Annotated in this window: 17 protein-coding genes; 15 read left to right on the top strand and 2 right to left on the bottom strand. The window is 71.6% G+C overall.

Annotated features, from left to right (window positions below; all coding sequences use genetic code 11):
* Window positions 1–166: 166 nt before the first annotated feature.
* A complete protein-coding gene (locus WBK31_RS28625; RefSeq protein ID WP_406673447.1) occupies window positions 167–1,804 on the bottom strand; it encodes an asparagine synthetase B family protein in 1,638 nt (545 codons plus the stop codon).
* A gap of 72 nt (window positions 1,805–1,876) precedes the next feature.
* Here WBK31_RS28625 and WBK31_RS28620 point away from each other — a divergent pair, with 72 nt between their 5' ends.
* The 6 genes from WBK31_RS28620 to WBK31_RS28595 all read left to right on the top strand — a co-directional run bounded on the left by WBK31_RS28620 (window position 1,877) and on the right by WBK31_RS28595 (window position 10,227).
* Window positions 1,877–3,727 (top strand): glycosyltransferase family A protein, encoded by a 1,851-nt coding sequence (locus WBK31_RS28620; protein WP_364060902.1) that lies wholly within the window; start codon window positions 1,877–1,879, stop codon window positions 3,725–3,727.
* Between the two features lie 274 nt (window positions 3,728–4,001).
* Window positions 4,002–4,613 carry an anticodon-binding protein gene (locus tag WBK31_RS28615; protein WP_364060905.1) on the top strand — a complete coding sequence of 204 codons (612 nt, stop codon included), beginning with the start codon at window positions 4,002–4,004 and terminating at the stop codon, window positions 4,611–4,613.
* Between the two features lie 120 nt (window positions 4,614–4,733).
* Window positions 4,734–6,116 (top strand): diaminopimelate decarboxylase, encoded by a 1,383-nt coding sequence (lysA, locus tag WBK31_RS28610; RefSeq protein ID WP_364060908.1) that lies wholly within the window; start codon window positions 4,734–4,736, stop codon window positions 6,114–6,116.
* A complete protein-coding gene (locus tag WBK31_RS28605) occupies window positions 6,113–7,408 on the top strand; it encodes a homoserine dehydrogenase (protein ID WP_364060911.1) in 1,296 nt (431 codons plus the stop codon). The genes lysA and WBK31_RS28605 overlap by 4 nt, the downstream gene beginning before the upstream one ends.
* Before the next feature lie 90 nt (window positions 7,409–7,498).
* Window positions 7,499–8,590: a family 2 glycosyl transferase gene (locus WBK31_RS28600; RefSeq protein ID WP_364060914.1), complete on the top strand. Its 1,092-nt coding sequence runs from the start codon at window positions 7,499–7,501 to the stop codon at window positions 8,588–8,590.
* On the top strand, window positions 8,587–10,227 hold the full coding sequence (locus WBK31_RS28595; protein WP_364060917.1) for a glycosyltransferase: 1,641 nt from the start codon (window positions 8,587–8,589) through the stop codon (window positions 10,225–10,227). Before WBK31_RS28600 ends, WBK31_RS28595 begins: the two co-directional genes overlap by 4 nt.
* 270 nt (window positions 10,228–10,497) lie before the next feature.
* On the opposite strand, the gene WBK31_RS28590 is transcribed toward WBK31_RS28595, so the two are convergent.
* A complete protein-coding gene (locus tag WBK31_RS28590; protein ID WP_378786772.1) occupies window positions 10,498–12,060 on the bottom strand; it encodes a glycosyltransferase in 1,563 nt (520 codons plus the stop codon).
* A gap of 211 nt (window positions 12,061–12,271) precedes the next feature.
* Between WBK31_RS28590 and thrC the strand changes: the two genes are divergently transcribed.
* From thrC to WBK31_RS28545, 9 genes are all read left to right on the top strand, one after another.
* Window positions 12,272–13,330: a threonine synthase gene (gene thrC / locus WBK31_RS28585; protein ID WP_364060923.1), complete on the top strand. Its 1,059-nt coding sequence runs from the start codon at window positions 12,272–12,274 to the stop codon at window positions 13,328–13,330.
* A gap of 27 nt (window positions 13,331–13,357) precedes the next feature.
* On the top strand, window positions 13,358–14,278 hold the full coding sequence (gene thrB / locus WBK31_RS28580) for a homoserine kinase (RefSeq protein WP_364060926.1): 921 nt from the start codon (window positions 13,358–13,360) through the stop codon (window positions 14,276–14,278).
* A gap of 457 nt (window positions 14,279–14,735) precedes the next feature.
* Entirely contained in the window at window positions 14,736–16,658 is a 1,923-nt protein-coding gene (gene rho / locus WBK31_RS28575) for a transcription termination factor Rho (RefSeq protein WP_364060929.1), read from the top strand.
* Between the two features lie 364 nt (window positions 16,659–17,022).
* Window positions 17,023–17,241: a 50S ribosomal protein L31 gene (gene rpmE, locus WBK31_RS28570; RefSeq protein WP_364060932.1), complete on the top strand. Its 219-nt coding sequence runs from the start codon at window positions 17,023–17,025 to the stop codon at window positions 17,239–17,241.
* A gap of 89 nt (window positions 17,242–17,330) precedes the next feature.
* The gene (prfA, locus tag WBK31_RS28565; protein WP_364060935.1) at window positions 17,331–18,383 is read left to right on the top strand and encodes a peptide chain release factor 1; all 1,053 of its coding nucleotides are present in this window, start codon (window positions 17,331–17,333) and stop codon (window positions 18,381–18,383) included.
* Window positions 18,380–19,234 carry a peptide chain release factor N(5)-glutamine methyltransferase gene (prmC, locus tag WBK31_RS28560; RefSeq protein ID WP_364060938.1) on the top strand — a complete coding sequence of 285 codons (855 nt, stop codon included), beginning with the start codon at window positions 18,380–18,382 and terminating at the stop codon, window positions 19,232–19,234. The genes prfA and prmC overlap by 4 nt, the downstream gene beginning before the upstream one ends.
* 121 nt (window positions 19,235–19,355) lie before the next feature.
* Window positions 19,356–20,003, top strand: coding sequence for an L-threonylcarbamoyladenylate synthase (locus WBK31_RS28555; RefSeq protein WP_378786777.1), 648 nt, complete (start codon window positions 19,356–19,358; stop codon window positions 20,001–20,003).
* 89 nt (window positions 20,004–20,092) lie between these two features.
* Window positions 20,093–23,014 (top strand): hypothetical protein, encoded by a 2,922-nt coding sequence (locus tag WBK31_RS28550; protein ID WP_406673446.1) that lies wholly within the window; start codon window positions 20,093–20,095, stop codon window positions 23,012–23,014.
* Entirely contained in the window at window positions 23,014–23,391 is a 378-nt protein-coding gene (locus WBK31_RS28545; protein WP_364060947.1) for a hypothetical protein, read from the top strand. Before WBK31_RS28550 ends, WBK31_RS28545 begins: the two co-directional genes overlap by 1 nt.
* Window positions 23,392–23,707: the final 316 nt, after the last annotated feature.

Below are 23,707 nucleotides of genomic sequence, written 5' to 3'. Positions count from 1 at the left end.
AACCCCACTGCCCTGGACGGGACCGGATTTGTGATCTGGTGCCCGTTTGTTGCGGCGCTTACGGGCCGAACACTACCAGCCCGTTGGCTTTCCGGAACCCGCTTCTGCTGTGCGACCGTTAATACCCGAGAGATCCGTATGTAATCGCCCTGTTACCCAGAGTTCACTAAAAAGGTGGCGCGAGGTCCGAGAGGTCGTTCTCGAAGTCGCTCAGCCACAGGCCGAACAGCACAAGACCGCGCACCCAGAACCGGTCGTTCCAGCCGTTGAACCTGGTCAGAGCGTCGGGACCACCGGCGATCACCTCGTGCATCTCGTCCGACAGCAGGGCCGGTATCCGGTCGGCCAGAATCTCCAGCATCCGATGCGAGTAGCTCCGGGCGGGAGCCGCCGTCGATCGCAGCGGCACCCTCCTGAGCGGCTGCTTGATCACGTTCGTCGAGGGCAGAGCGGCCACCCTCGGGTTGGCGGCGTGCAGCACCTCGCGGTAGAACTTGCCCTGGTGCTTGCGGGCCACCCCCACCGACAGCGCCGCGTCGAAGAACTCCGGGTGGATGAACGGCGCCAGGAACGACGCCTCGGGCCCCACGAGGTTCACCGCCGAGCGCGCGATGCCCCGCACGGTCCTGGTGTGCAGCACCGACAGCGGCAGCTCCGCCCGGTGGCCGTGGAACATGGAGGTCGTCGCGAGGAACTGCTCGCGTACGGTCTCCTCCATCCACTCCGCCGCCGACTTCGACAGGAACGGCTGCGACGGCCGTCCGAGCGAGAGCGAGCCCAGCACCGCCGCCGACCGCTCGGCCTGCGTCCTCGCCTCCAGCGCGGCCCCGCTGACCATGAAGTTCTTCAGCAGCGGCCCGCCCGCCAGGCCGTCCACCAGGATCCGGCCCGCGCCGTGCACCTCCTTGGCGAAGGGGGCGTACCAGGCGTGGTGCGGCGTCAGGTACTCCAGCCTGCGCGCCACCTCCATCGCGTCGGACGGATAGGAGGCGGGGTCCTGCGGGATCACCCGGTGCGGGATGCCCAGCTCCCTGGTGATCGCCCTGGCGAAGTCGATGTCGGTGTCGGTGCCGTCGTCGGGGCTGGTCGTCCACGACTCGACGTCCGCGCCCCTGGCCTTGGCCACGCTGGCCAGCAGCCGCGAGTCGTAGCCGCCGCTGACCGGCACCAGCAGCGGCAGGCCGTCGTACTCGGAGTAGACGTGGTCGAGCAGGTCGACGATCTCCTGCGGGCTGATCCACCGCTCGTACGGCTCCGTGCGCAGCCAGCGCGGCAGCCTCCGCTCGGTGGTGAGCCTGCCGTGCTCCCACACCAGCGCGCTCGCCCCCGGCAGCCGTTTGACCTCGGTGTACGGCGTCGCCTCGCCCAGCGGGAACGTCACCTGCAGGATCGAGGCCCACGCCGACCAGTCGATCTCGATGGGCACCAGGGTGAGCAGCGGCTGGATGAGCGACGAGAAGTAGACCGCGTCGTCCAGGCGCACGTAGTAGACGTCCACCAGGCCGAGCCCGCCCGTGTGCAGCGCCACCCGGCGGCCGTCGCCGATCAGTCCGGGCGTCTCGTACGTCTCGGCGACCGTGATCCAGTCCTCCTCGGCCGTCTTCGGCCGGCGCTCGCCCCAGGCGAACGCGTACGCGTCACCGGACCTGTGGTACGGCGGCAGCGGGGTGGAGCTGAACAGCGCGGCCTCGTCCGACTGCAACGCCGGCCAGACCTTCGGCCCCGCGGCGGTCAGCTTGCCGAGCAGGGCGGTATCGATCCGGCCGAGAGCGCCGCAGACGTAGGGCCGTACGTTGAACTGCACCGGATCTCATCCCTTCGAGACGCTTCCCGCAAAAGAGTATCCTTTGCCGGGCTGAGAGAGTGGAGGTCCGGTTTGTCGACTGAGCTGGAGAGTACGCGCCGGGCGTTGCGCGACGCGATCGCGCATGCCGAGCGTGCCGCCGAGCTGGCCAGGCTGCTGGACGACGCCCAGGCCAAGCTGGCCGCGGCCGAGGAGCGCGCCGCGCAGGCCGACGCGCTGGCCGAGAAGCTCAGCGAGACGGAGGAACGGCTGGCGGCCGAGCAGGCCGCCGCCGACAAGCTCCGCAAGGAGCTGGCCGAGCAGCGCTTCCAGGCCGAGGTGGCCAACTGGAAGCTCTCGTCGATCAAGGTCGCCCGCTGGAACCGGCTGGGCGACGCCATCAAGAGCGGCAAGAGCAACCCGGTGCGCCTGGCCAAGGGCATCAAGGGCGCGGCCAAGCCGGTCAAGCGCCCGACGGCGCCCAAGCGCAAGCCGGTGGCCACCACCGCGAACAAGCCCAAGGAGGAGCGTCCCGGCGCCGCCTACCAGGCGACCACGTCGACCAGGACGCTCGAAGGCACCTCGTTCAAGCTCAAGCCGTTCCGCGTCCCGACCGGCCCCAACACCCGGCCGCACCTGACCGCCGCGGTGATCGCCGACCCGCACGCCGAGGCGCTGCTGCGCTACGAGTGGCGGCAGACCACCGGCTTCACGCCCCGCGACTTCGCCAGGGTGCTCCCGCTGGAGGTGCCGCACCTGCTGGTCGTGGAGTCGGTCACGCAGGGCCCGTGGGCCGAGGAGATCATCGGCGAGCCCGGCGAAGGGCTCAAGGCGTTGCTCGCCTGGTGCGCCGAGCGCGGCATCCGCACGGTCTTCTGGCACACCAAGGGCGACGTGTCGGCGTACGCGGCGGCGGCCGACCTGTTCGAGCACCGCTTCACCGCCGACCTGACCGTGGCCTGGCCGCGCCTGCAGTTCGGTGTGCAGCCCAGGGTGCACAACCCGCTGCCGCTGTCCGGCGGCCGCATCGACCGGGTGCTCACGCTCGACCAGCTCCTGCCCGAGCACCTGTCGTACCCGGACGTGCTGACCTCCTACCGCTGGCCGGCCGCCGCCGACTGCCCGCCGGGCACCCCGCAGTGGCGGCTCGCCGAGATCGCCGCCTGCGGCACGCCCATCGGCACCGAGCCGGACTCGCGGCGGGCGCACGTGGCGCTGCGGCGGGCGTACTCGATGGGCACGATGAGCGAGCGCATCGACGAGATGCTGGACGCGATCGGCCTGCCCAGCGCGCGGCCCACGCTCAACACCTCGGTGCTGCTGCCGATCCGCGACCCGTACTCGATGGAGCACGCGCTCGCGCAGGTCGCCCGGCAGTCGGGCGTCGACCAGCTCATCATCATCGGGCCGCCGGAGGCCGAGCTGCGGGCCCGCGACGTGCTGCCGGACGTGGAGGTCGTCTACCGCCGCCCGTCGCCGTCCATGACCGAGGGCGCGATGCTCAACGCCGGGCTCGACCTGTGCGAGGCCGATCTCGTCGCGGTCATGGACCCGCGCGACGTCTACGGCCCCCACTACCTGTCCGACCTGCGCAGGGCGTTCCTGTTCACCACCGCCGACATCGTCGGCAAGGCCGCCTTCTACGCCCACCTGCGCAAGCCGCAGGCCACGCTGCTCAAGCAGCCGGAGGCCGAGTACACCTACCTGCCCGAGATCGCCGGCGGCACCCTGCTCGCCCGCCGCAACGCGATGCGCGAGCTGGGCTTCGCCGACCTGACCGAGGGCTGGGACGAGGTGCTCATGCGGCAGTGCCGCGCCGACGGCGTCAAGGTCTTCTCCGCCGACAGGTTCGGGTACGTGCGGGTGCGCGACGAGGACCGCTGGCTGCTCGGCGCGGCCCAGCTCGTCGAGTACGGCTCCGCCGAGCCGCACGCCCTCATCTGAGCCGCACTCAGCCGAGCCAGAGCACCAGCGCCAGGGCCGTCAGCGCGAAGCCGCCGACCACTCCGGCCCCGGTCCTGGCCGCCGTGCCGAGGCGGAACCTCGCCTGGGCGAGGGCTTCGGCGACGACGGCGAGCGCGAGCCACCGACTCCACGCGATGAGCAGCCACGCCCAGACCGATCTCGGCCGCCAAGCCGTCCCCCTTTACCCCGCTTTCCCCTGCAGAGGGAGACGATCCGCCCGCATGCCGCAGTTCCCTCGCGTAAGGTCGTCGCGATGACGCTCGATGAGCTGGCCGCCGCGCTGGGCGAGCCGCCCGTGCCCGACGGCACGTGGGAGCGCGAGTTCGGCTACGTCTCCGCGGCCGCGCTGCGCCGCCGGATGCCGCCCGAGGACCTGGCCGGCAGGGTGCGCGGGATCGACGGCGTGGTCTCCGTCGAGGTGCGGCGGAACGGGTTCCTGCGCATCGTCGTGGACGACCCGTTCGAGCTGGTCGAGGCCGCGCCCGTGCCGTACGAGCCGTCCTGGCCCGACTTTCCCCGCACCTGGGACAACCCGGGCTTCGTCGTGCGCTACGCACGTGCGCGCGCCTGCGCCGTGCTGCGGTGGGCCGCCGATCTCGGGGTGCCGAGGAGCCAGGCGGGCGTGCCAGGCGATCCGGCGCATCGGCAGGTGCTCAGGGTGCTGGCCGAGCTGCCGGGGCGGCGGGGAAGCAGGGATCCGGGGTGGGAGGCGTACCTGCCGCGGCTGGCGCTGGCCTACCACGACGCGCATGAGCGCGCGCCGGCGGTGCCCGTGGGGGACGAGGCGCCCGGGCCCGAGCACGCCGCGAGGGTGCGGGTCGCGGATGTGGTACGGATCGTGCTTCCCGGCCCCGACCGCCTCTGAGCAGAAGATATCCGGTAAAACGGCGAAAAAGAGTAAAAATTACCCTGCCAGAGCTTGATCGCGTCTCGATACGTGGTCACAGGGTCATGGCTTACTTGCGCTTCCGATAGCCTCGATCGGGTGAGTCGATTCGCCCATCCCGCAGGGGACCGGCACGCCGAGATGCTGCCCCAGGAGCGCCCGCCGCAGGCGCCCGCCGACCTCAACCGGATCAACCCCGCGATCTGGCCCCGAACGTCGAGCCGGACCGACGGGGCGCTGACCGTTGGCGGGGTGGACGTACGCGACCTGGCCCGCGAGCACGGCACCCCGCTCTACGTCATCGACGAGGACGACGTGCGCTCGCGCATGCGCGACTACGCCACGGCCTTCGCCGGCTCCGAGGTCCACTACGCAGGCAAGGCGTTCCTGTGCAAGGAGATCGTGCGCTGGCTGATCGACGAGGGCCTCGGCCTCGACGTCGCCAGCAACGGCGAGCTGGCCGTCGCGCTCAGCGTCGGCTTCCCGCCCGAGCGCATCACCATGCACGGCAACAACAAGTCCACCGCCGAGCTGACCAGGGCGCTTGAGGCCGGCGTCGGCATCATCGTCGTCGACTCCTTCGATGAGATCGCCCGCCTCGGCTACCTCGCCGAGCAGCACGGCAAGCGGCCCAAGGTCATGGTCAGGGTCACCACCGGCGTCGAGGCCCACACCCACGAGTTCATCGCCACGGCACACGACGACCAGAAGTTCGGGCTGTCGCTCAGCTCGGGGGCGGCGGCCGAGGCCGTACGCAGGATCCTCGCCCTGCCCCAGCTCCAGCTCGTCGGCCTGCACTCCCACATCGGCTCCCAGATCGTCGACACGGCCGGGTTCGAGGTCGCCGCGCGGCGGCTGGCCGGCCTGCTCGTGCAGATCAAGGAGGAGCACGGCGTCGTGCTGCCCGAGCTCGACCTCGGCGGCGGCTACGGCATCGCGTACGTCGACGACGACGCCGCCCCCGACATCAAGGAGCTGGCCGACGGGCTGCGCGAGATCGTCACCAAGGTCTGCGCCGACGCCGGCCTGCCCGTGCCGCGCCTCACCGTCGAGCCGGGCCGCACCATCGTCGGCCCCGGCGGCATCACGCTCTACGAGGTCGGCACCATCAAGGACGTCGAGGGCCTGCGCACGTACGTGAGCATCGACGGCGGCATGAGCGACAACGTCCGCACCGCGCTCTACGGCGCCGAGTACACCGCCGTGCTGGCCAGCCGCGCAAGCGACGCCCCGCCCATGCTGAGCCGCCTGGTCGGCAAGCACTGCGAGAGCGGCGACATCATCGTGCGCGACTTCCACCTGCCGTCCGACCTCGCGCCGGGCGACCTCATCGCGGTGGCCGCCACCGGCGCCTACTGCCGCTCGCTTGCCAGCAACTACAACTACCTGCCCAGACCCGCCGTGGTGGCCGTCTCGGGCGGCACCTCGCGCGTGATCGTGCGAGGCGAGACCGAAGAAGACCTGTTGAGGGGGCAGCTGTGAAACCGCTGAAGGTGGCTCTGCTGGGCTGCGGCGTCGTCGGCTCCCAGGTCATCAGGCTCATGCACGAGCAGGCCGCCGACCTGGCCGCCCGCGTCGGGGCGCCGCTCGAGCTCGCCGGGGTGGCCGTGCGCAGGCTGGGCCGCAAGCGCGACGTCGAGATCGACCCCGCGCTGCTCACCACCGACGCCGAGTCACTGGTCACCCGCGACGACATCGACATCGTCGTGGAGGTCATCGGCGGCATCGAACCGGCCCGTTCGCTCATCGTCTCCGCCCTGTCCAAGGGCAAGAGCGTGGTCACCGCCAACAAGGCGCTGCTCGCCGAGGACGGCGCCACCCTCCACGAGGCGGCCAGGGCCGGCAACGGCGACCTCTACTTCGAGGCCAGCGTCGCCGGCGCCATCCCGCTGCTGCGCCCGCTGCGCGAGTCGCTGGCCGGCGACCACGTCAAGCGGGTGCTCGGCATCGTCAACGGCACCACCAACTACATCCTCGACAAGATGGACTCCACCGGCGCCTCCTTCACCGACGCGCTGGAGGAGGCCCAGACGCTCGGCTACGCGGAGGCCGACCCGACCGCCGACGTCGAGGGCTTCGACGCCGCCGCCAAGGCCGCCATCCTCGCCTCGCTCGCCTTCCACAGCCGGGTGCGGGCCGAGCAGGTGCACCGCGAGGGCATCACCGAGATCACCGCCACCGACGTCGCCTCCGCCAAGGCCATGGGCTACGTCATCAAGCTGCTGGCCATCTGCGCGCGCTCCGACGACGGCCGCTCGTTCGGCGTGCGGGTGCACCCGGCGATGATCCCGCGGACCCACCCGCTGGCCGGGGTGCGCGAGGCGTACAACGCGGTCTTCGTCGAGGCCGAGTCGGCGGGCCAGCTCATGTTCTACGGCAAGGGCGCGGGCGGCGCCCCCACCGCATCGGCCGTGCTCGGCGACCTGGTGGCCGTGGGCCGCAACCGCCTGGCCGGCACCCGCGGCCCCGAGGAGTCCACCTACGCCGAGCTGACCGTCCACCCCATGGGCGAGACCGTCACGCGCTGCCATGTGGCGCTCGACGTCGCCGACAAGCCGGGCGTGCTGGCCCGGGTGGCCGAGCTGTTCGCCAAGCACGACGTGTCCATCCAGACCGTCCGCCAGGAGGGCCGCGGCGACGACGCCCAGCTCGTCATCGTCACCCACCGCGCCACCGACGCCGCGCTCTCGGCGACCATGGAGGAGCTGCGCGAGCTCGACATCGTCCGCGCGGTGGCCAGTGTGATGCGCGTGGAGGGCGACGACCCGAGCTGAGCCTCCGGAGGGGGAGTAAGCGTCAGATCGCCGTCGAAACGGGCGTAAGGTAGGCGCCGTTCCGTACCCGCGCCCGAGGAGCACCCAGCGATGTCCGAGACCCCCTGTGGCTTCGCGCGTACGCCGGAGAAGGGGCTGGCCCGCCTCCATTGGGCCGCCGGTGACGGCGGCGCGAGCGGCGAGTGGGCGGTCGACGGCGGGCCGCCCGACGTGCCCGCCCTGCGCCCGCTGCGCGGCCTGGAGGTCGAGTGGCCGGACGAGCAGGTGCCGCTCGACGGGCTGATGCGGCTGGCCGCCGCCGGTGTGCCGCTGACCGCCGCGTCCGCGCCCGCGTGGGTGCCCGCCGACCTGGCCGCGCTGCTCACCGACCGCGACTGGCTCGCACACCCGGCCGACGGCACCGCGCGCTCGCTGGCCGACCTGCGGCGCGAGGAGCACAGCGTACGCCTGCGCCGTCTGGCGCACCCGACGCCCGCTCCCCACGTCAGCATCGTCATGGCGACCAAGCGGCCCGCGCTGGTGGGCGCCGCGCTGGCGCAGATGGAGCGGCAGCGCGACGTCACCGCGGAGGTGGTGCTCGGCCTGCACGGGGTGGCCTTCGACGAGGTGCGCGAGGCGGTCGAGTCCTGCTCGCTGCCCGTGCGCTGGGTGGAGGTGGACGCCTCGGTGCCGTTCGGTGAAGTGCTCAACCGGGCGGCGGCCAAGGCCGAGGGCGACCATCTGGCGAAGTGGGACGACGACGACTGGTACGGCCCCCGCCACCTGGCCGATCTGTTCATGGCGATGACGTACGCGAAGGCCGACGTGGTGGGCACCACGGCCGAGTTCTTCTACCTTGAGCCGCTGGAGGCGACCATCAGGCGCACGACGTTCGCGAGCGGGGCGAGCTATCCGAGCGAGGTCTACTCCGATCACGTGGCGGGCGGCACGATCATGGTGCCTCGGTCGAAATTTCATGACATAGGCGGATTCCCTGCGTTGCCACGGGCCGTCGATCTCGAATTTCTCAAGAAGGCCAAGAGCGCGGACGCCACCATCTACCGCACCCACGGCCTCGGCTACATGCTGCGCCGCGGGCTCAGCCGCGACCACACCTGGCAGCTCCCGCTGGCCCACTTCGTCAAGGTGGCCGCCAACCAGTGGCGGGGCTTCCGCCCGAGCCTGCTGATGGAAGCCGCGTGATCCCCCGCGTACGCGGCAACGACTACCGCGTCCTCACCCTCGACGAACCGCTCGACCCGCGGCTCACGGTCAGCGTCGTCGTGCCCGCCTACGGCGGCCAGGACAAGCTCGACCTGGTGCTCGCCGCCCTCGCCAGGCAGACCTACCCGGGCACGCTCACCGAGGTCATCGTCGTCGACAACGGCAGCGAGCCGCCGCTGCGCCTGCCCGGTGAGCGGCCCGAGCTGACCAGGATCGTGCGCTGCGAACGCCCCGGACGCGCCGCCGCCCGCAACGCCGGCCTCGCCGCCGCCACCGGCGAGGTGATCCACTGGCTCGACTCCGATGTGCTGCTCACCCCCGGCGCGCTCGAGGCGCACATGCGCTGGCACCACGCCGCTCCCTACCTCTCCGTCACCGGCTACCTGCGCTTCACCGAGGCCCCCGTGCCCGCCGAGCTGCCCGACGACCTCGAAGCGGCCTTCGAGCCCGCCGAGCCGCACTCCTGGCTGGTCGACCTCGTCGAGCGCACCGACGGGCTCACCGACAACCCGCAGCGCCCGTTCAGCCTCCACGTGGGCGGCGCGACCTCGGTCAACGCCGCGCTCATCAAGGCCGCCGGGCCGATGGACGACGACCTGGTGCTCGGCCAGGACACCGAGATGGGCTACCGGCTGTGGCAGGCGGGCGCGGTCTTCGTGCCCGAGCCGGCCGCCCGTGCCTACCACATCGGGCCGACCATGCGGATGCGCGACAAGGCGCCCATCGACCGGGTGAGCCACGCGTTCGTCGCCGACCGCATCCCCGCCTACCGGTGGCTGCGCGGGCATCCCGGACGGCAGTGGAAGGTGCCGTACGTCACCGCCGTCGTCGAGGCCGCGCCCGGCTACGACGAGGTGCGCGCCACCGTGGACGCGCTGCTCGCCGGCACGGTGCCCGACGTGTCCGTGCTGCTCGTCGGCCCCTGGGACACTCTCGAACGCGACCGCCGCGCGCCGCTCAAGGATCCGTCGCTCGACCTGGTGCTCATCGAGGGCCACTACCGGCACGAGGGCCGGGTACGCCTGGTCACCGCCGCCGAGGCCGACCCCGCCGTGCCGTACACGCTGCGCCTGCCCGCCGGGTGGATCCCCGGCGACGACACCCTCGCCCGGCTGCTCGACCTCGCCCGCGCGCAGGGGCTCGGGCTGGTGAACGTGCTGCTCGACGAGTCCGCCGACGGCGTCGTCGCGGCCCGGCTCGAACGCACCTCCGCCTTCGCCAGGGCCCGCATCGTCGCCGAGGCGGGCGAGAACCTCGACGACGTGGTGGACGACGTCGCGGGCGTGCTCTGGGTCGACGGGGCCGCCTACGGCTTCGCCGCCGAGGCCGAGCCGCCGCAGGGGCGGCGCAGCGCGTACAAGGAACGCAAGGCCGCGCTGGACGAGGCGGCCAGGCTGCGCAAGGAGACCGAGCGGCTGCGGGCGCAGGTGGCCAAGTGGCGCGACGAGGCCGGCAACTGGCGCAAGTCGGCCGTGGAGCTGCGGCGCGAGGTCGGCACGCTGCGGCGGGAGATCGGCACGTTGCGCCGCCGCATCGCCGCCGCCGACCGCGCCCAGAAGAACCTGCGCTCGATCGTCTCGACGACGTTCCGACGCGCGCTGCGCCGCAAACGCTGACCGCCGTCACCCGGGACGGGGCCGAGGTCGTGGCTTCGGCCCCGTCCGGCGGCTTCGTTCGCCCCGCTGTCCACGGCCCCGCTAACCACGGCCCTGCTGTCCACGGCCCTGCCCGTCGCGGTGCCGCCGACGACCTCACCCGCCCAGCGGCACCTTCGGCCCCTGAAGGCGGCCACCCGCCGGCGCGCGCACGCAGCGATGTCCGCGCGGCGCGCTCCCCACACCTGGCGGGTCGGTGCGGGCCGGTGGCCCCCCTTCCAGCGGGCGGAGTCAGTTGTTGCGGAGGGCCGACTTGATGCGGCGCAGCAGGCGCTTCTGCGGCGGCGCGCTCGGAGTCTGCGCGGCGGCCTTCGGCGCGGCAGACGGGGCTGCGGCACCCTGACCGGGCCGCTTCGGCTGCCCGGACTGCTGCGCCTGGCCGGTTTGCTTCTGCTGCTCGGGCTGTTTCGGCTGGTCGGGCTGTTTGGGAGCGGGCCAGAAGCGGTCGGGCGGCTCGTGCCGTACGCCGTGCGTGACGTCGATGATCTTGTCGACGTCGTCCACGCCGCTCAGGTCGGTCACGCCGTCCGCACCGTCCACGACCGCGCCCGCGCCGGTGAGCAGCAGCGCGCGGCCGAGCGCGGAGGTGCGTTCCAGCCGGGCCGTACGCCCGTCGGGCAGGTCCACGACCAGCACCCCGGTCAGGTCCTTCTGCACCGACTCGATCATCCGCTCCAGCGTCACCCGGTGCAGCGGCACGTCCACCGGCCCCCGGTAGCGGAACGGGATCGGCGCGGGCGAAGGCGCGGCCTCGTCGATGAGCCTGATGCGTTCGTCGTGCGCGAACAGATCCCGCAGCAGCCGCAGGTCGAAGTCCGGGTCCGACAGCGAGTGACGCCCGCCGGCCAGCCGCGACCACGGCCCGACCAGCGTCACCACGACGTCCTGCAGCTTGCCGTCCAGCGCGGCGGACACCGCCTGCCGCACCTCCTGCTCTGACGCGCCCGCGATGTCGTACACGATCTCCACGTACGGCACCAGCCACCGCCGCCCGGGCTCCTTGCGCAGGTCGCGGCGGAGCGGGATGCGGTGCGCCAGGTACGGCTCCACCGCCCGCACCGCGCGCTCCCTGTCGCGGTGCTGCGACGGCAGCCCCAGATGCACGGCCTGGGCGTCCATGTCGGGGATGAAGACCACGCCGTGCATGGCCAGCCGGTAGGAGAACTCGGTGTCCTCGCCCCTGGCGACCGTCGGATCGAGACCGCCCACGGCGTGGAAGACCTCCCTGGGAAGGGCGAAGGTCGGCCCGGTGCACACGTGGTACGGATTGCGGCTCTTGCGCAGACCGTCGGTCTTGGCGATCGTGGCCTCCGTTGAGCTGGCCACCGCCGTCTCCAGGTCGAACAGCTCTCCCAGGTGTCCCGCCCGGAAGACCTGCTCAGGGGTGACGGGAGGCGCGTCCACGAACTTCTTCATGCCGATCGTGACCAGGTAGTCGGTCACGTGATGCCAGCGCGCCAGCGCCTCGATGTGCTCCTTGCAGGCCACCATGTCGGAGTCGAGCCGCTGGATGATCTCGCCGTCGGCGGCCTTGACCCCGGTGTTGACCGCGTTGGAGATGCCCCAGCCGTCGCGCACCCGTACCAGGCGGGTGTTGAACGGGCGGATCTCGGGCAGGCGGATGGGCGGGTCGCTGCCGTCGTCGACGACCAGCACCTCCATGAGGTGCTCCGGATACGTCTGGGCCGCCAGCGCCGCCAGCGTCAGGTCGAGCTTGTCCTGCCCTCCGCGCGCGGGAACGACCACGCTGACGGAAAGGGCGGGTGACCAGGCGCCGAGCCGCGGTGCGGACACCGGTGAATAGTCGTTCTGCCTCAGAGCAGGACGCGCGTTCATGGTCGTTGACCCCCTGGCCGAGACCTTATCGGGAGATGCTGAGTATTTCCTGAATAGTGCGACTGTCCAATGCAGAAGTGCGGCGGGTGTCCGACCCGTGGACGCCGCTCCGCGACCGTCCCCGGCACCCCGTACACTCTGTGCCCAACAGCGCAGGTAGGGAGTCACTATGAGCAGGTCATGGCGTGGCCTCATCGAGGAGTACCGCGAGCGTCTTCCGGTCACCGCGAAGACCCCCGTCATCACGCTGCTCGAAGGCGGCACGCCGCTGGTGCCCGCACATCGCGTCTCCGCGCTCACCGGGTGCGAGGTCTACCTGAAGGTCGAGGGGGCCAACCCGACGGGCAGCTTCAAGGACCGCGGCATGACGATGGCCATCAGCAAGGCCGTCGAAGAGGGGGCCAAGGCCGTCATCTGCGCCTCCACCGGCAACACCTCCGCCTCGGCCGCCGCCTACGCCGTGCGCGCCGGGCTGACCTGCGCCGTGCTGGTGCCGCGGGGGAAGATCGCCATGGGCAAGCTGGCCCAGGCGCTCGTGCACGGCGCCACGCTGCTGCAGGTCGAGGGGTCGTTCGACGACTGCCTTGAGATGACGCGCAAGCTGTCGTCCGAATATCCGATCGCGCTGGTCAACTCCGTCAACCCGTTCCGGCTCCAGGGCCAGAAGACCGCCGCGTTCGAGATCGTCGACGCGCTCGGCGACGCCCCCGACATCCACTGCATCCCCGTCGGCAACGCCGGCAACATCTCGGCCTACTGGATGGGCTACTGCGAATACGCCGAGGACGGGGTGGCCACCAAGCGTCCGCGCATGTTCGGCTTCCAGGCCAGCGGCGCCGCGCCGATCGTGCACGGCGCGCCCGTGTCCCACCCCCACACCATCGCCACCGCCATCCGCATCGGCAACCCGGCGTCCTGGTCGCTGGCCACGGCGGCCCGCGACGAGTCGGGCGGCGTCATCCAGGCGGTGACCGACCGGCAGATCGCGGCGGCGTACAAGCTGCTGGCGCAGGAAGAGGGCGTGTTCGTCGAGCTCGCTTCCGCCGCGAGCGTAGCGGGGTTGCTGCACGCCCACGCGCAGGGCATGGTGGAGGCGGGGCAGCGCATCGTCTGCACGGTTACCGGTAACGGGCTCAAAGACCCGGACTGGGCGATCTCGGGGGCGCCCGCGCCGGTGGTCATCCCCATCGACGTCCACGCCGCCGCGGCGGCGCTCAACCTCGCCTGACGGGGGAGTACGAGGAAAAGTGAACGAATGAGGACCGTTGACATCCGCGTGCCCGCGACGTCGGCCAACCTGGGGCCGGGTTACGACGCGCTCGGGCTCGCGCTGAGCCTCCACGACGAGGTCACGGCCACGCTCACCGGGGAGCGCGGCGTCCACGTCGTCGTGGAGGGCGAGGGGGCGGGGGAGGTCGACACCGGCGAGGGGCATCTGGTCGTCAAGGCCATGCGGGTGGCGTTCGACCGCATGGGAGTGCCTCAGCCGGAGGGCATACGCCTGCACTGCCGTAACCGCATCCCGCACGCACGGGGGCTCGGGTCGTCGTCGGCGGCGGTGTGCGCCGGCATTCTCGCCGCGCGCGCCCTGGCAGGTCCCGACCTGCCGCAGACCGCATTGAGCGACGACGACGTCTACGCGCTGGCCACGGAGATGGAAGGGCATCCCGACAATGTGGCGCCCTGTCTTTCCGGTGGGCTGACCGTCGCGTGGTCCGACCACACCGGGCGGCCGCATAGGCTGAAATTGGTCCCCGACCAGCGCATCCGTCCGGTGGTCTGCGTCCCTTCGACGCGGCTGTCCACGGAGGCCGCACGGGGGCTGCTGCCGAAGGACGTGCCCCACGAGGACGCCTCCTTCAACGCCGGCCGGGCCGCGCTGCTGATCGCCGCGCTGACCCAGCGGCCAGAGCGCGGGCTGTTGCTCGCCGCCACAGAAGATCGGCTCCATCAGCAATACCGCGCGCCTGCCATGCGGCAGAGCGCGGATCTGGTAGAACGTCTCCGTGCAGTGGGCGTGCCTGCGGTCGTTTCGGGAGCGGGTCCCACGGTCCTTGCGTTTTCGTCATCGGATTCGCAGGATTTGATCGCGCCAGAAGTGGGTAATGACTGGCACATCCAGCAAATGGACGTCGACCCGGTCGGTGCGAACGTTCAGTTCCCCGAGACACGCTGAAACCTCTTTAGACCTTCAGGGAATAGCCGTGTGCGCTGGTGATGTTAGGCTGATAGCCGCACCAGATGCCCCCTTGGTGGGTGCGTGCTTGTCAGCCATACATCGCTGCATCATGCTTCACGTCGCGAGGCGTGGGCAGCGCGGCTGTCTCCCCGGAATCCGTTGCCTCCGGTTGGCCCACACCCGGTTGGCGCAACGCGAGGTGGCGACGACGGGGACCTGCGCGTTCGAATCATCTCGACATCTGGTTGGCGACAGCAATCTGGGGGGTGTCAGTCACGCGCCAAGGGCCATCGGCGGCGTTGACGAACCCCTCCCCAAGAGTGGCGGCCGTCTCAAGCGACAGCCGAAGATCGCAGAGTGCACCCCGACCCGGTCTGTCCCGCCGGATCGCAAGCACCTCCGGGACGCCCGGAAGAACAAATCCGGCGCCCGACCCCTGGGAAGGACCTTTTAGTTGAGCGACACCACCGAACTCCTCTCCGACGCATCAGGCGCTGAGCCGGCGTCCGGCGACACCCCCACCCGCGCAGCGGCCAAGCCGCGTGCGCGTCGCTCCGGCACCGGCCTGTCCGCCAAGGTGCTGCCCGAGCTGCAGAAGATCGCAGCGGAGCTGGGCATCAGCGGGACCGGGCGCATGCGGAAGAGCCAGCTCATCGCGGCCATCCAGGAGAAGCAGGGTGGCGGTTCCGGAGAAGGCGCAGCGCAGGCCGCGACGGTGGCCGAGGCCCCCGCGGCCGCTCCTGCGGAGGCGCCCGCGGCCGAGCGACCCACCCGTACGCGCAGGGAACGTTCCCGCGCCAAGACCACCACGGAAGAACCCGCGCAGCAGCCCGCCGCAGCCGCGCCCGAGCCCGCGGCCAGCGCGCCGGAGCCGGTCGCCGCGGCCCCGGCGGAGCCCGTCGTGGAGCAGCAGTCGCAGCCCACCGAGGCCGGCCAGGGCGAGTCGCGCTCCGAGCGCGGCGAGAGCCGTCGCGAGCGCCGCAGCCGCGGTGAGCGCCGCGAGCGGGGCGGCGACCGTAACGGTGAGCGCAGCAGCGAGGGAGGCCGCGATGGGGGTCGCGGCGACCAGCGCGAGCGCGCCGCCGCGGCCGAGTCCGGCAGCCGTTCCGAGCAGCGCACCGAGCAGCGCGGCGAGGAGGAAGAGCGCAGCGGGCGCAGCCGCAGGGGACGTTTCAGGGAGCGCAACCGCGGACGCGGCCGCGACCGCTACGACAGCGGCGAGCCCGTCATCAACGAGGACGACGTCCTCATCCCGATCGCCGGCATCCTCGACATCCTCGACAACTACGCGTTCGTCAGGACGAGCGGCTACCTGCCCGGCAGCAACGACGTCTACGTCTCGCTCTCCCAGATCCGCCGCCACGGCCTGCGCAAGGGCGACGTCATCACCGGCGCCGTGCGCCAGCCGCGCGAGGGCGAGCGCCGCGAGAAGTTCAATGCCCTGGTCCGCCTCGACACCGTCAACGGCATGGACCCGGAGCAGGCCCGCAACCGGCCCGACTTCAACAAGCTGACGCCGCTCTACCCGCAGGAGCGCCTGCGCCTGGAGACCGAGCCCAACGTCCTCACCACGAGGATCATCGACCTGGTCTCGCCCATCGGCAAGGGCCAGCGCGGCCTCATCGTCTCGCCGCCCAAGGCCGGTAAGACGATGGTGCTGCAGGCGATCGCCAACGCGATCACCCGCAACAACCCCGAGTGCCACCTCATGGTCGTGCTCGTGGACGAGCGGCCTGAAGAGGTCACCGACATGCAGCGGTCGGTCAAGGGCGAGGTCATCCACTCGACCTTCGACCGTCCCGCCGAAGACCACACCACGGTCGCCGAGCTCGCCATCGAGCGGGCCAAGCGCCTGGTGGAGCTGGGCCACGACGTCGTCGTCCTGCTCGACTCGATCACCCGGCTCGGCCGCGCCTACAACCTCGCGGCCCCCGCGTCCGGGCGCATCCTGTCGGGTGGTGTCGACTCCACGGCGCTCTACCCGCCCAAGCGCTTCTTCGGCGCCGCCCGCAACATCGAGAACGGCGGCTCGCTGACGATCCTCGCCACGGCCCTGGTCGAGACCGGGTCGAAGATGGACGAGGTCATCTTCGAAGAGTTCAAGGGCACCGGCAACATGGAGCTCAAGCTCAACCGGTCCCTGGCCGACAAGCGCATCTTCCCCGCGGTCGACGTCGACGCGTCCGGCACGCGTAAGGAAGAGATCCTCATGGCCAAGGAGGAGCTGCAGATCGTCTGGAAGCTGCGCAGGGTGCTGCACGCGCTCGACATGCAGCAGGCGCTGGAGCTGCTCCTGGAGAAGATGAAGGAGACCAAGTCCAACGCGGAGTTCCTCCTGCAGGTCCAGACGACCACGGTGAGCAACGACCGCGGCTAGCGCGCGCGTCGTGAGGGGTGGCGGGCCATCCGCCACCCCTCACGCGTGTCCGAGATCGGCCCGCACGTGATCTCGCTTGCGGCCCGCACGGTCGGTCCGCAGGTGATCCCGCTTCCGGCCCCGCACGGCCGGGGTCGCACGTGCTTCCGCAGCCGGTTTCCGTACGTTCCCGCTGCCGGCCCGAGCGTGGCGCCGCGCCCGGACCTCGTGCGCTCCCCGCGCGGCCCTTTGATCAGGGGAGCGGGGAATGCGCGATGGCCTGGGATGGTTTCACGATCTGGCACACTGGTAGCTGACCATTTCGCGGCTCCGGTTCACGCCATGCGTGAAGGCGACCCGGCGGCCGCACCCCGAAAGGACAGCAATGAAGCCCGACATCCACCCTGACTACCACGTGACGCAGGTCTCCTGCTCCTGCGGCAACACCTTCGTCACCCGCAGCACGGCGAAGAACGGCGTGATCCACGCCGACGTGTGCTCGGCCTGCCACCCGTTCTACACGGGCAAGCAGAAGATCCTCGACACCGGCGGCCGGGTGGCCCGTTTCGAGCAGCGCTTCGGCAAGAAGTCCACGGGCAAGTAGCTCCACGTACGCCGGCCCGGACGCACACGCGTGCGCCGGGTCGGCGTTGTTGGTGAAGAGCCCGAACCTCGAAACACAAAGGACCCGCGGTGAACCTCGACGAGTTGCTCAAGGAGTATTCCGAGCTGGAGTCGCAGCTCGCCGACCCCGCCGTGCACGCCGATCAGCAGAAGGCCCGCACGCTTGGCAAGCGCTACTCCCAGCTCACTCCCATCATCGCCACCTACCGCGAGCTCGAGTCGGTCCGCGAAGACCTGACGGCCGCCAAGGAGCTGGCCGGCGAGGACGAAGCGTTCGCGGCCGAGGCCGCCGAGCTCGAAGCGCGCATCCCGCAGCTCGAAGAGCGGCTGCGCCACCTGCTCATCCCGCGCGATCCCAACGATGACAAGGACATCATCATGGAGATCAAGGCGGGCGAGGGCGGCGAGGAGTCCGCGCTGTTCGCCGGCGACCTGCTGCGGATGTACCTCCGCTACGCCGAGCGGCTCGGCTGGAAGACCGAGATCATCGACGCCCAGCCGTCCGACCTCGGCGGCTACAAAGACGTCACGGTCGGCATCCGCGCCAAGGGCGAAGAGGGCGTGTGGTCCCGGCTGAAGTACGAAGGCGGCGTCCACCGCGTGCAGAGGGTGCCCGTCACCGAGTCACAGGGCCGCATCCACACCAGCGCGGCGGGCGTGCTCGTCTACCCGGAGGCGGAGGAGGTCGACGTCCAGATCGACCCCAACGATCTGCGCATCGACGTCTATCGCTCCAGCGGTCCCGGCGGCCAGAGCGTCAACACCACCGACTCCGCGGTCCGCATCACCCACATCCCCACCGGCGTCGTCGTCTCCTGCCAGAACGAGAAGAGCCAGCTCCAGAACAAGGAGTCGGCCATGCGCATCCTGCGCGCCCGGCTGCTCGCCATGGCGCAGGAGGAAGCGGAGGCCGCCGCCCAGGCGGAGCGCAAGTCGCAGGTCCGCACCGTCGACCGCTCCGAGCGTGTCCGCACGTACAACTTCCCGGAAAACCGCATCTCCGACCACCGCGTCGGCTTCAAGGCGTATAACCTCGACCAGGTTCTCGACGGCGAGCTCCACGCCGTCACCCAGGCCCTCATCGACGCCGAGATGGCGGAGAAGCTCGCACAACACTCATGACACTGCTGCTGGACGAGATCGCGCTCGCCACCGCCCGGCTCGCCGAGGCAGGCGTTCCTTCGCCGCGCACCGACGCAGAGGAGATCGCGGCATTCGTCCACGGTGTGCGCAGAAGCGAGCTGCACACCGTCAAAGACTCCGACTTCGACGCGCTGTTCTGGGAGGGCATCGCCAGGCGCGAGGCCCGCGAGCCCCTGCAGCACATCACCGGCCACGCCTACTTCCGCTACCTGGAGCTGGCCGTCGGCCCCGGTGTGTTCGTGCCGCGGCCGGAGACCGAGGTGATGGTCGGCTGGGCCATCGAGACGCTGCGCGCCATGGACGTCACCGCGCCCCTCGTCGTCGACCTCGGCACCGGATCCGGCGCCATCGCGCTGTCCATCGCCCAGGAGGTGGCGCTGGCCGAGGTGCACGCCGTGGAGGTCGACCCCGAGGCGTACACGTGGGCCAAGCGCAACATCTCCGAGCTCGGCCAGGGGCGCACCCACCTGCACCCCGAAGACCTCGCCGAGGCGCTGCCCGAGCTCAACGGCAAGGTGGACCTCGTCATCTCCAACCCGCCCTACATCCCGCCGGGCTCCATCCCGCGCGACCCCGAGGTGCGCGACTACGACCCCTCCAGAGCCCTCTACGGCTCAGGTGAGGACGGGCTCGGCGAGGTGCGCGCCGTCGAGCGCACCGCGCGCCGGCTGCTGCGGCCCGGCGGCTGGGTCGCCGTCGAGCACGCCGACGAGCAGGGCAGGGCCGTCTACCTGACGTTCCCCGAGGATCACGGCTGGCGCGACGTCCGCCTGCGGCAGGACCTCACCAGACGAGACCGCTTCGTCACGGCCAGGCTGGGCCAGGACTAGGATGCAGGCGAAACGGCGCTGCCTGCTCCTGACCGCCGGGGTGCCGCGGCGACCGTACGTGGAGGAAGGAGGGCGCCTCGTCAGCGCCGTTCACCGCTGAGCGGAGCGAGGCTTACCAACCGTGGGACGACGTTTTGACTGCTCCGACCCCGACCAGCGGCAGATCGGGCTGATGGAGGCCGCGGCCGCCGTACGCCGTGGCGACCTGCTGGTGCTGCCCACCGACACCGTCTACGGCATCGGCGCCGACGCCTTCACGCCGGAGGCGGTCGCCAAGCTGCTCGAGGCCAAGGGGCGCGGGCGTGACATGCCGCCGCCGGTGCTGGTCGGCACCGTGCGCGCCGCCACCGCACTCGTCGATGACCTGGGGCCGTACGGGCAGGACCTCATCGACGCCTTCTGGCCGGGGCCGCTGACGCTCATCTGCAAGGCCAACAGGGCGCTGTCGTGGGACCTGGGCGACACGAAGGGGACGGTCGCCGTACGCATGCCGCTCCACCCCGTCGCGCTCGACCTGCTCAAGGAGACCGGGCCCATGGCCGTCTCCAGCGCCAACCGGTCGGGCTCGCCCGCCGCCACCACCGTCGCCGAGGCCGAAGAGCAGCTCGGCGACGCCGTCGAGGTCTATCTCGACGGCGGCAAGAGCACCGACAACACCCCGTCCACCATCCTCGACCTCACCACCGCCGTCCCCCGCCTGTTGCGGCGCGGGGCCATCCCGGTGGAGAAGCTGCGCGGCATCATCGGTTACGTCGCCACCGACGATTAGGTCGTATACCCGCTGCTTATTCCGGCTGCCAAGCCGCTCTCGCCGTGGTTACGTGAGGCGCGGAGCGGCTAGACGTCGGGGAGTGGCGCATGGGCAAGTACGACGGCATGGACCCCAAGCTGGTCCGTGACCTGCTGGCCGAGGTGCAGCGGGCGGCGACGCGGATGCGTACCACCGAACAGCGGGTCCGCAACGCCATGCACCAGGCCGGACTGCCCACGCAGACCACGCACCGTCCCGTGCAGGTCGCCGACGCGATCGACGTGATGGTGCGCGACGTCAACAAGCGGCTGGCCACGCTGGAGAAGCGGGTGGACCCGCCGAAGACGGGCTCGGGCACCGCCGGCGACGACTCCGCGAAACCCGCCAAGCCCGGCGTCCCCGACGAGAAGCCCAGTGACAAGCCCGCGAGGCCCGGCGCCTCCGACGAGAAGCCCGACGACAAGCCCGCGAGGTCCGGCGCGCCTGACGACAAGCCCGACGACAAGCCCGCGAGGTCCGGCGCGCCTGACGACAAGCCCGACGACAAGCCCGCGAAGCCCGACGCCCCTGCGGACAAGCCGGACGCGAAGCCTGCCAAGCCCGGCGTCCCCGACGAGAAGCCCGATGCGAGCGGCAAGCCCGAGGGCAGTGGCAAGCCCGACGCCGGGGAGCGTCATGACTCCAACGGGAAGCCGGACTCCAACGGGCGGTCGGACTCGGGTGAGAAACCGGGCACCGGTGACAAGCCGGGTGTCGGGAACAAGCCTGATGTCGGCGACAAGCCGGGCACGGACGGGAAACCGGGCACGGGCGACAAGCCGGATGCCGGCGGTGAGCGTTGCGAGAACGACCAGAACCGGCGCCCGGACCAAGGCACCCGCCCCGACCAGGGCGGCAACACCGGCCGTGACACCGGAACCGGCCAGGACGGTTCGACGGGCCGGGACGGTTCGACCGGCCGGGACACGGGGACCGGCGGCGACGGCAGGACCGGCGACCAAGCCGCTGATCAGCCCAAGGACGACGGTCTGGACAGCCGCCGCGACCGGGGCACCGACGCCGGCACCCGGGACACGGGCACCGGCACAAGCGGCGACGGAACCACGGGCAGAGGCGGCTCGGACAACGGCACTTCCAGCGACGGGACGTCCAGCGATGGGACGGCGACCGGTCAGCCCGTCGGGGACGGTCAGGACGCGAGCAAGCCGCAGGTCGTGGTGGTCGACGGCGTCAAGGTGCTGCAGGTGCCGCTCGACCCGCCGTCCGCCGCGGTCATCGAGGACATGCTGCGCAACCCCGACAAGGTCCAACCGGCGGAGATGCCGAAGGTCGGCGCCGAGAACGTCACCCTTCCGCCGAACGACGGCTCGTCCACCTCGACCGGCACCGGGAACACCTCGACCGGCACCGCGAACGCCAACGGCTACGCGAACGACGGCAGCGACGTCGTCTCGGCCGAGGCCCGCCGCCCGGACGTGGACGCGTACCAGACGATCGTCGACGACCACCGGAACATCGCACCCCAGGACATGCCCGGCGTGCAGGCCCCGGCGGGCGAGTACGGCAGGGGCGAGTGGGCCGAACGCGCCATCCGTCCCGACGGCCCAGCGGGCTCGATCGACCCCGGCAACCCGGCCGGCGGGGCGGATCCCGTGCGTACGCTCCCGCCCGTCGAAGCGGCCTCAGGCGGTTTTGCGGGGGACGGCCACGTGACGTCGGTGGCAGGTGCGGCAGGAAGCGCGTCTCCAGGAGCGGTGACGGGCGGCTATCCACCCACGGACATGCCCACCGCCGACACCGCGAACGGCACCCAATCCGACGGAACGTGCCCGCCCGCCAAGGACGCCACCCCACCCGCAGGCAACCAGCCCGGCACCGACCAAGCCCCAGGCGACCGCGGCACGGGCACCGGGGACCGAGGTGGTCAGGGTTCCGGTAGTGCGGGTGCCGGCGATCAGGGGACCGGCGACCGGCCGAGCGGCGGCCAGGGTTCTGGCGGCGCAGGGGCCGGAGAGCAGGGAACCGGCGGCAGTGCGACCGGCGATCGCGGCGCCGATGGCACTGGCAACGGGGATCGGTCGGCTGGTGGCGGCGGGACCGGCGATGGCGGCACAGGCGACGCAGGGACGGGAAACCGGGGGACTGGCGGGACCGGGTCCGGTGAGCAGGGCGCCGGCCGGGGTGGCGAGCAGGGCGTTGGTGGTGGGAGTGGAGATCGGGGTGCGGGTGGCGAGGGTCAGGGTGCCGATGGGGGCGGGGGACGAGGCGAGCCGGGTGGTCAGGGTGTCGGTGCCGGGGCTGACGGCCAGAGTGCGGATGGCCGGGGCAGGCCCGTCACGATCCCGCCGACCAACCCGTCCGTCGAACCCCCCAACGGCACCGCCACCGACCCTCCGGGCACAACGTCCGACCGAGGGACCGGTGGCGCACCGCAGGGAAGCGGCCAGAACGGGACAGGACAGGGCTCCAACGCGGGCTCCGCAACGGCACCGGACTCGAACGCGGGGTCCGGCACGGCGTCGGGAGCGGGCGCAGGGGCCGGGGCGGTACCGGGCTCGGACCCGGTACCGGGCTCTGGTGCAGGGGCCGGGGCCGCGACGGGCACCGGGTACGGCTCCGTGGTGGCCCAGGAGGCGAATTACGGCCTCGGCGCAGGTCAAGGGGTCGGTCACGGGGCGGAGGCGGTCTACGACGCTCTGGGACGGGACAGCGAGGGTGCCGGCCAACACCGCGGGGCCGGTGCGTACGACGTGCTGATCGCGTACGACGTCGAACCCGGCCAGGACACCACGGCCGGCCGGCACGGCGGCGGACGGGCGGGTGACGGGGACGAGGCCGTGTCGATCGACGTACGTCCGCCGGACCTGGAGGCCATCGGGACCGTGATCGACCACCACCGCGACATCCGGCCCCAGGAGATGCCGTCCGTGCAGGTCCCGCCCGGCGAGTACGGCAAGGGAGCCTGGGCCCCCGAGGACATCAGGCCGGACGGCCCGCCCGGTGCGGTGGCCCCGGAGAGGAGAGCGTGATGTACGTCGACCCGCCGGCACCCAAGCCGAAGGGGCCTCACGAGACGCCCCCGATCAACACCACCGGCCCGCTCGAGGACCCGCAGCGCGCCTGGCGCTTCAACCCCGACTACGAACGCCTGGTCGTCGCCTGGCAGACGGTCAAGCCGCAGCTCGATGAGCTCAGGACCGTGCTGGACAAGGCGTACCAGCTGGCGACGAGCCCCCAGACGTGGGACGCGCCGGTGGGGAAGCGCTACGTCGAGGACATCAGGGAGTGGCGCAACCGCCTGGCCCTCTACCGGCACGCCGTGCTGACCACGATCAGCGACGAGGCCGCCGACACCCCGCGCTGGCTCCCGACCACCGCCAACGCCCCTCACGCCTACCCGTCCTGACCCGCAGGCAACCGGCTCGGACAGGCACGCGGGGGCACACCCACCACCAGGCGGGGGACACCCACCACACCGCTGGCGGGGCCCACCGCCTTCGAGCCTTCGCCGATGGCCGCGCCTTCGGCGGGTACGCCTCTCGCGCCTTCGACGAACGGCCGTACATCCCGCGCCTCCAACGGAAGCCGCGTCCCCTGCATCTTCCGCGTGCCCCCTGCGCGGGCAGGTGTTCAGCGCGGTGCGAAGGATCCGGACGCCCGTCACGTGCGGGGCGGCCGGAGGGCGCAGCGGTCGTGAGCCCGGTGGCCGGTCTGAGCTGCCG

This window comes from Nonomuraea sp. N2-4H (assembly GCF_045291505.1).
Taxonomy (GTDB): Bacteria; Actinomycetota; Actinomycetes; order Streptosporangiales; family Streptosporangiaceae; genus Nonomuraea; species Nonomuraea fastidiosa.
This window is presented reverse-complemented; position numbering and strand designations above follow the sequence as displayed.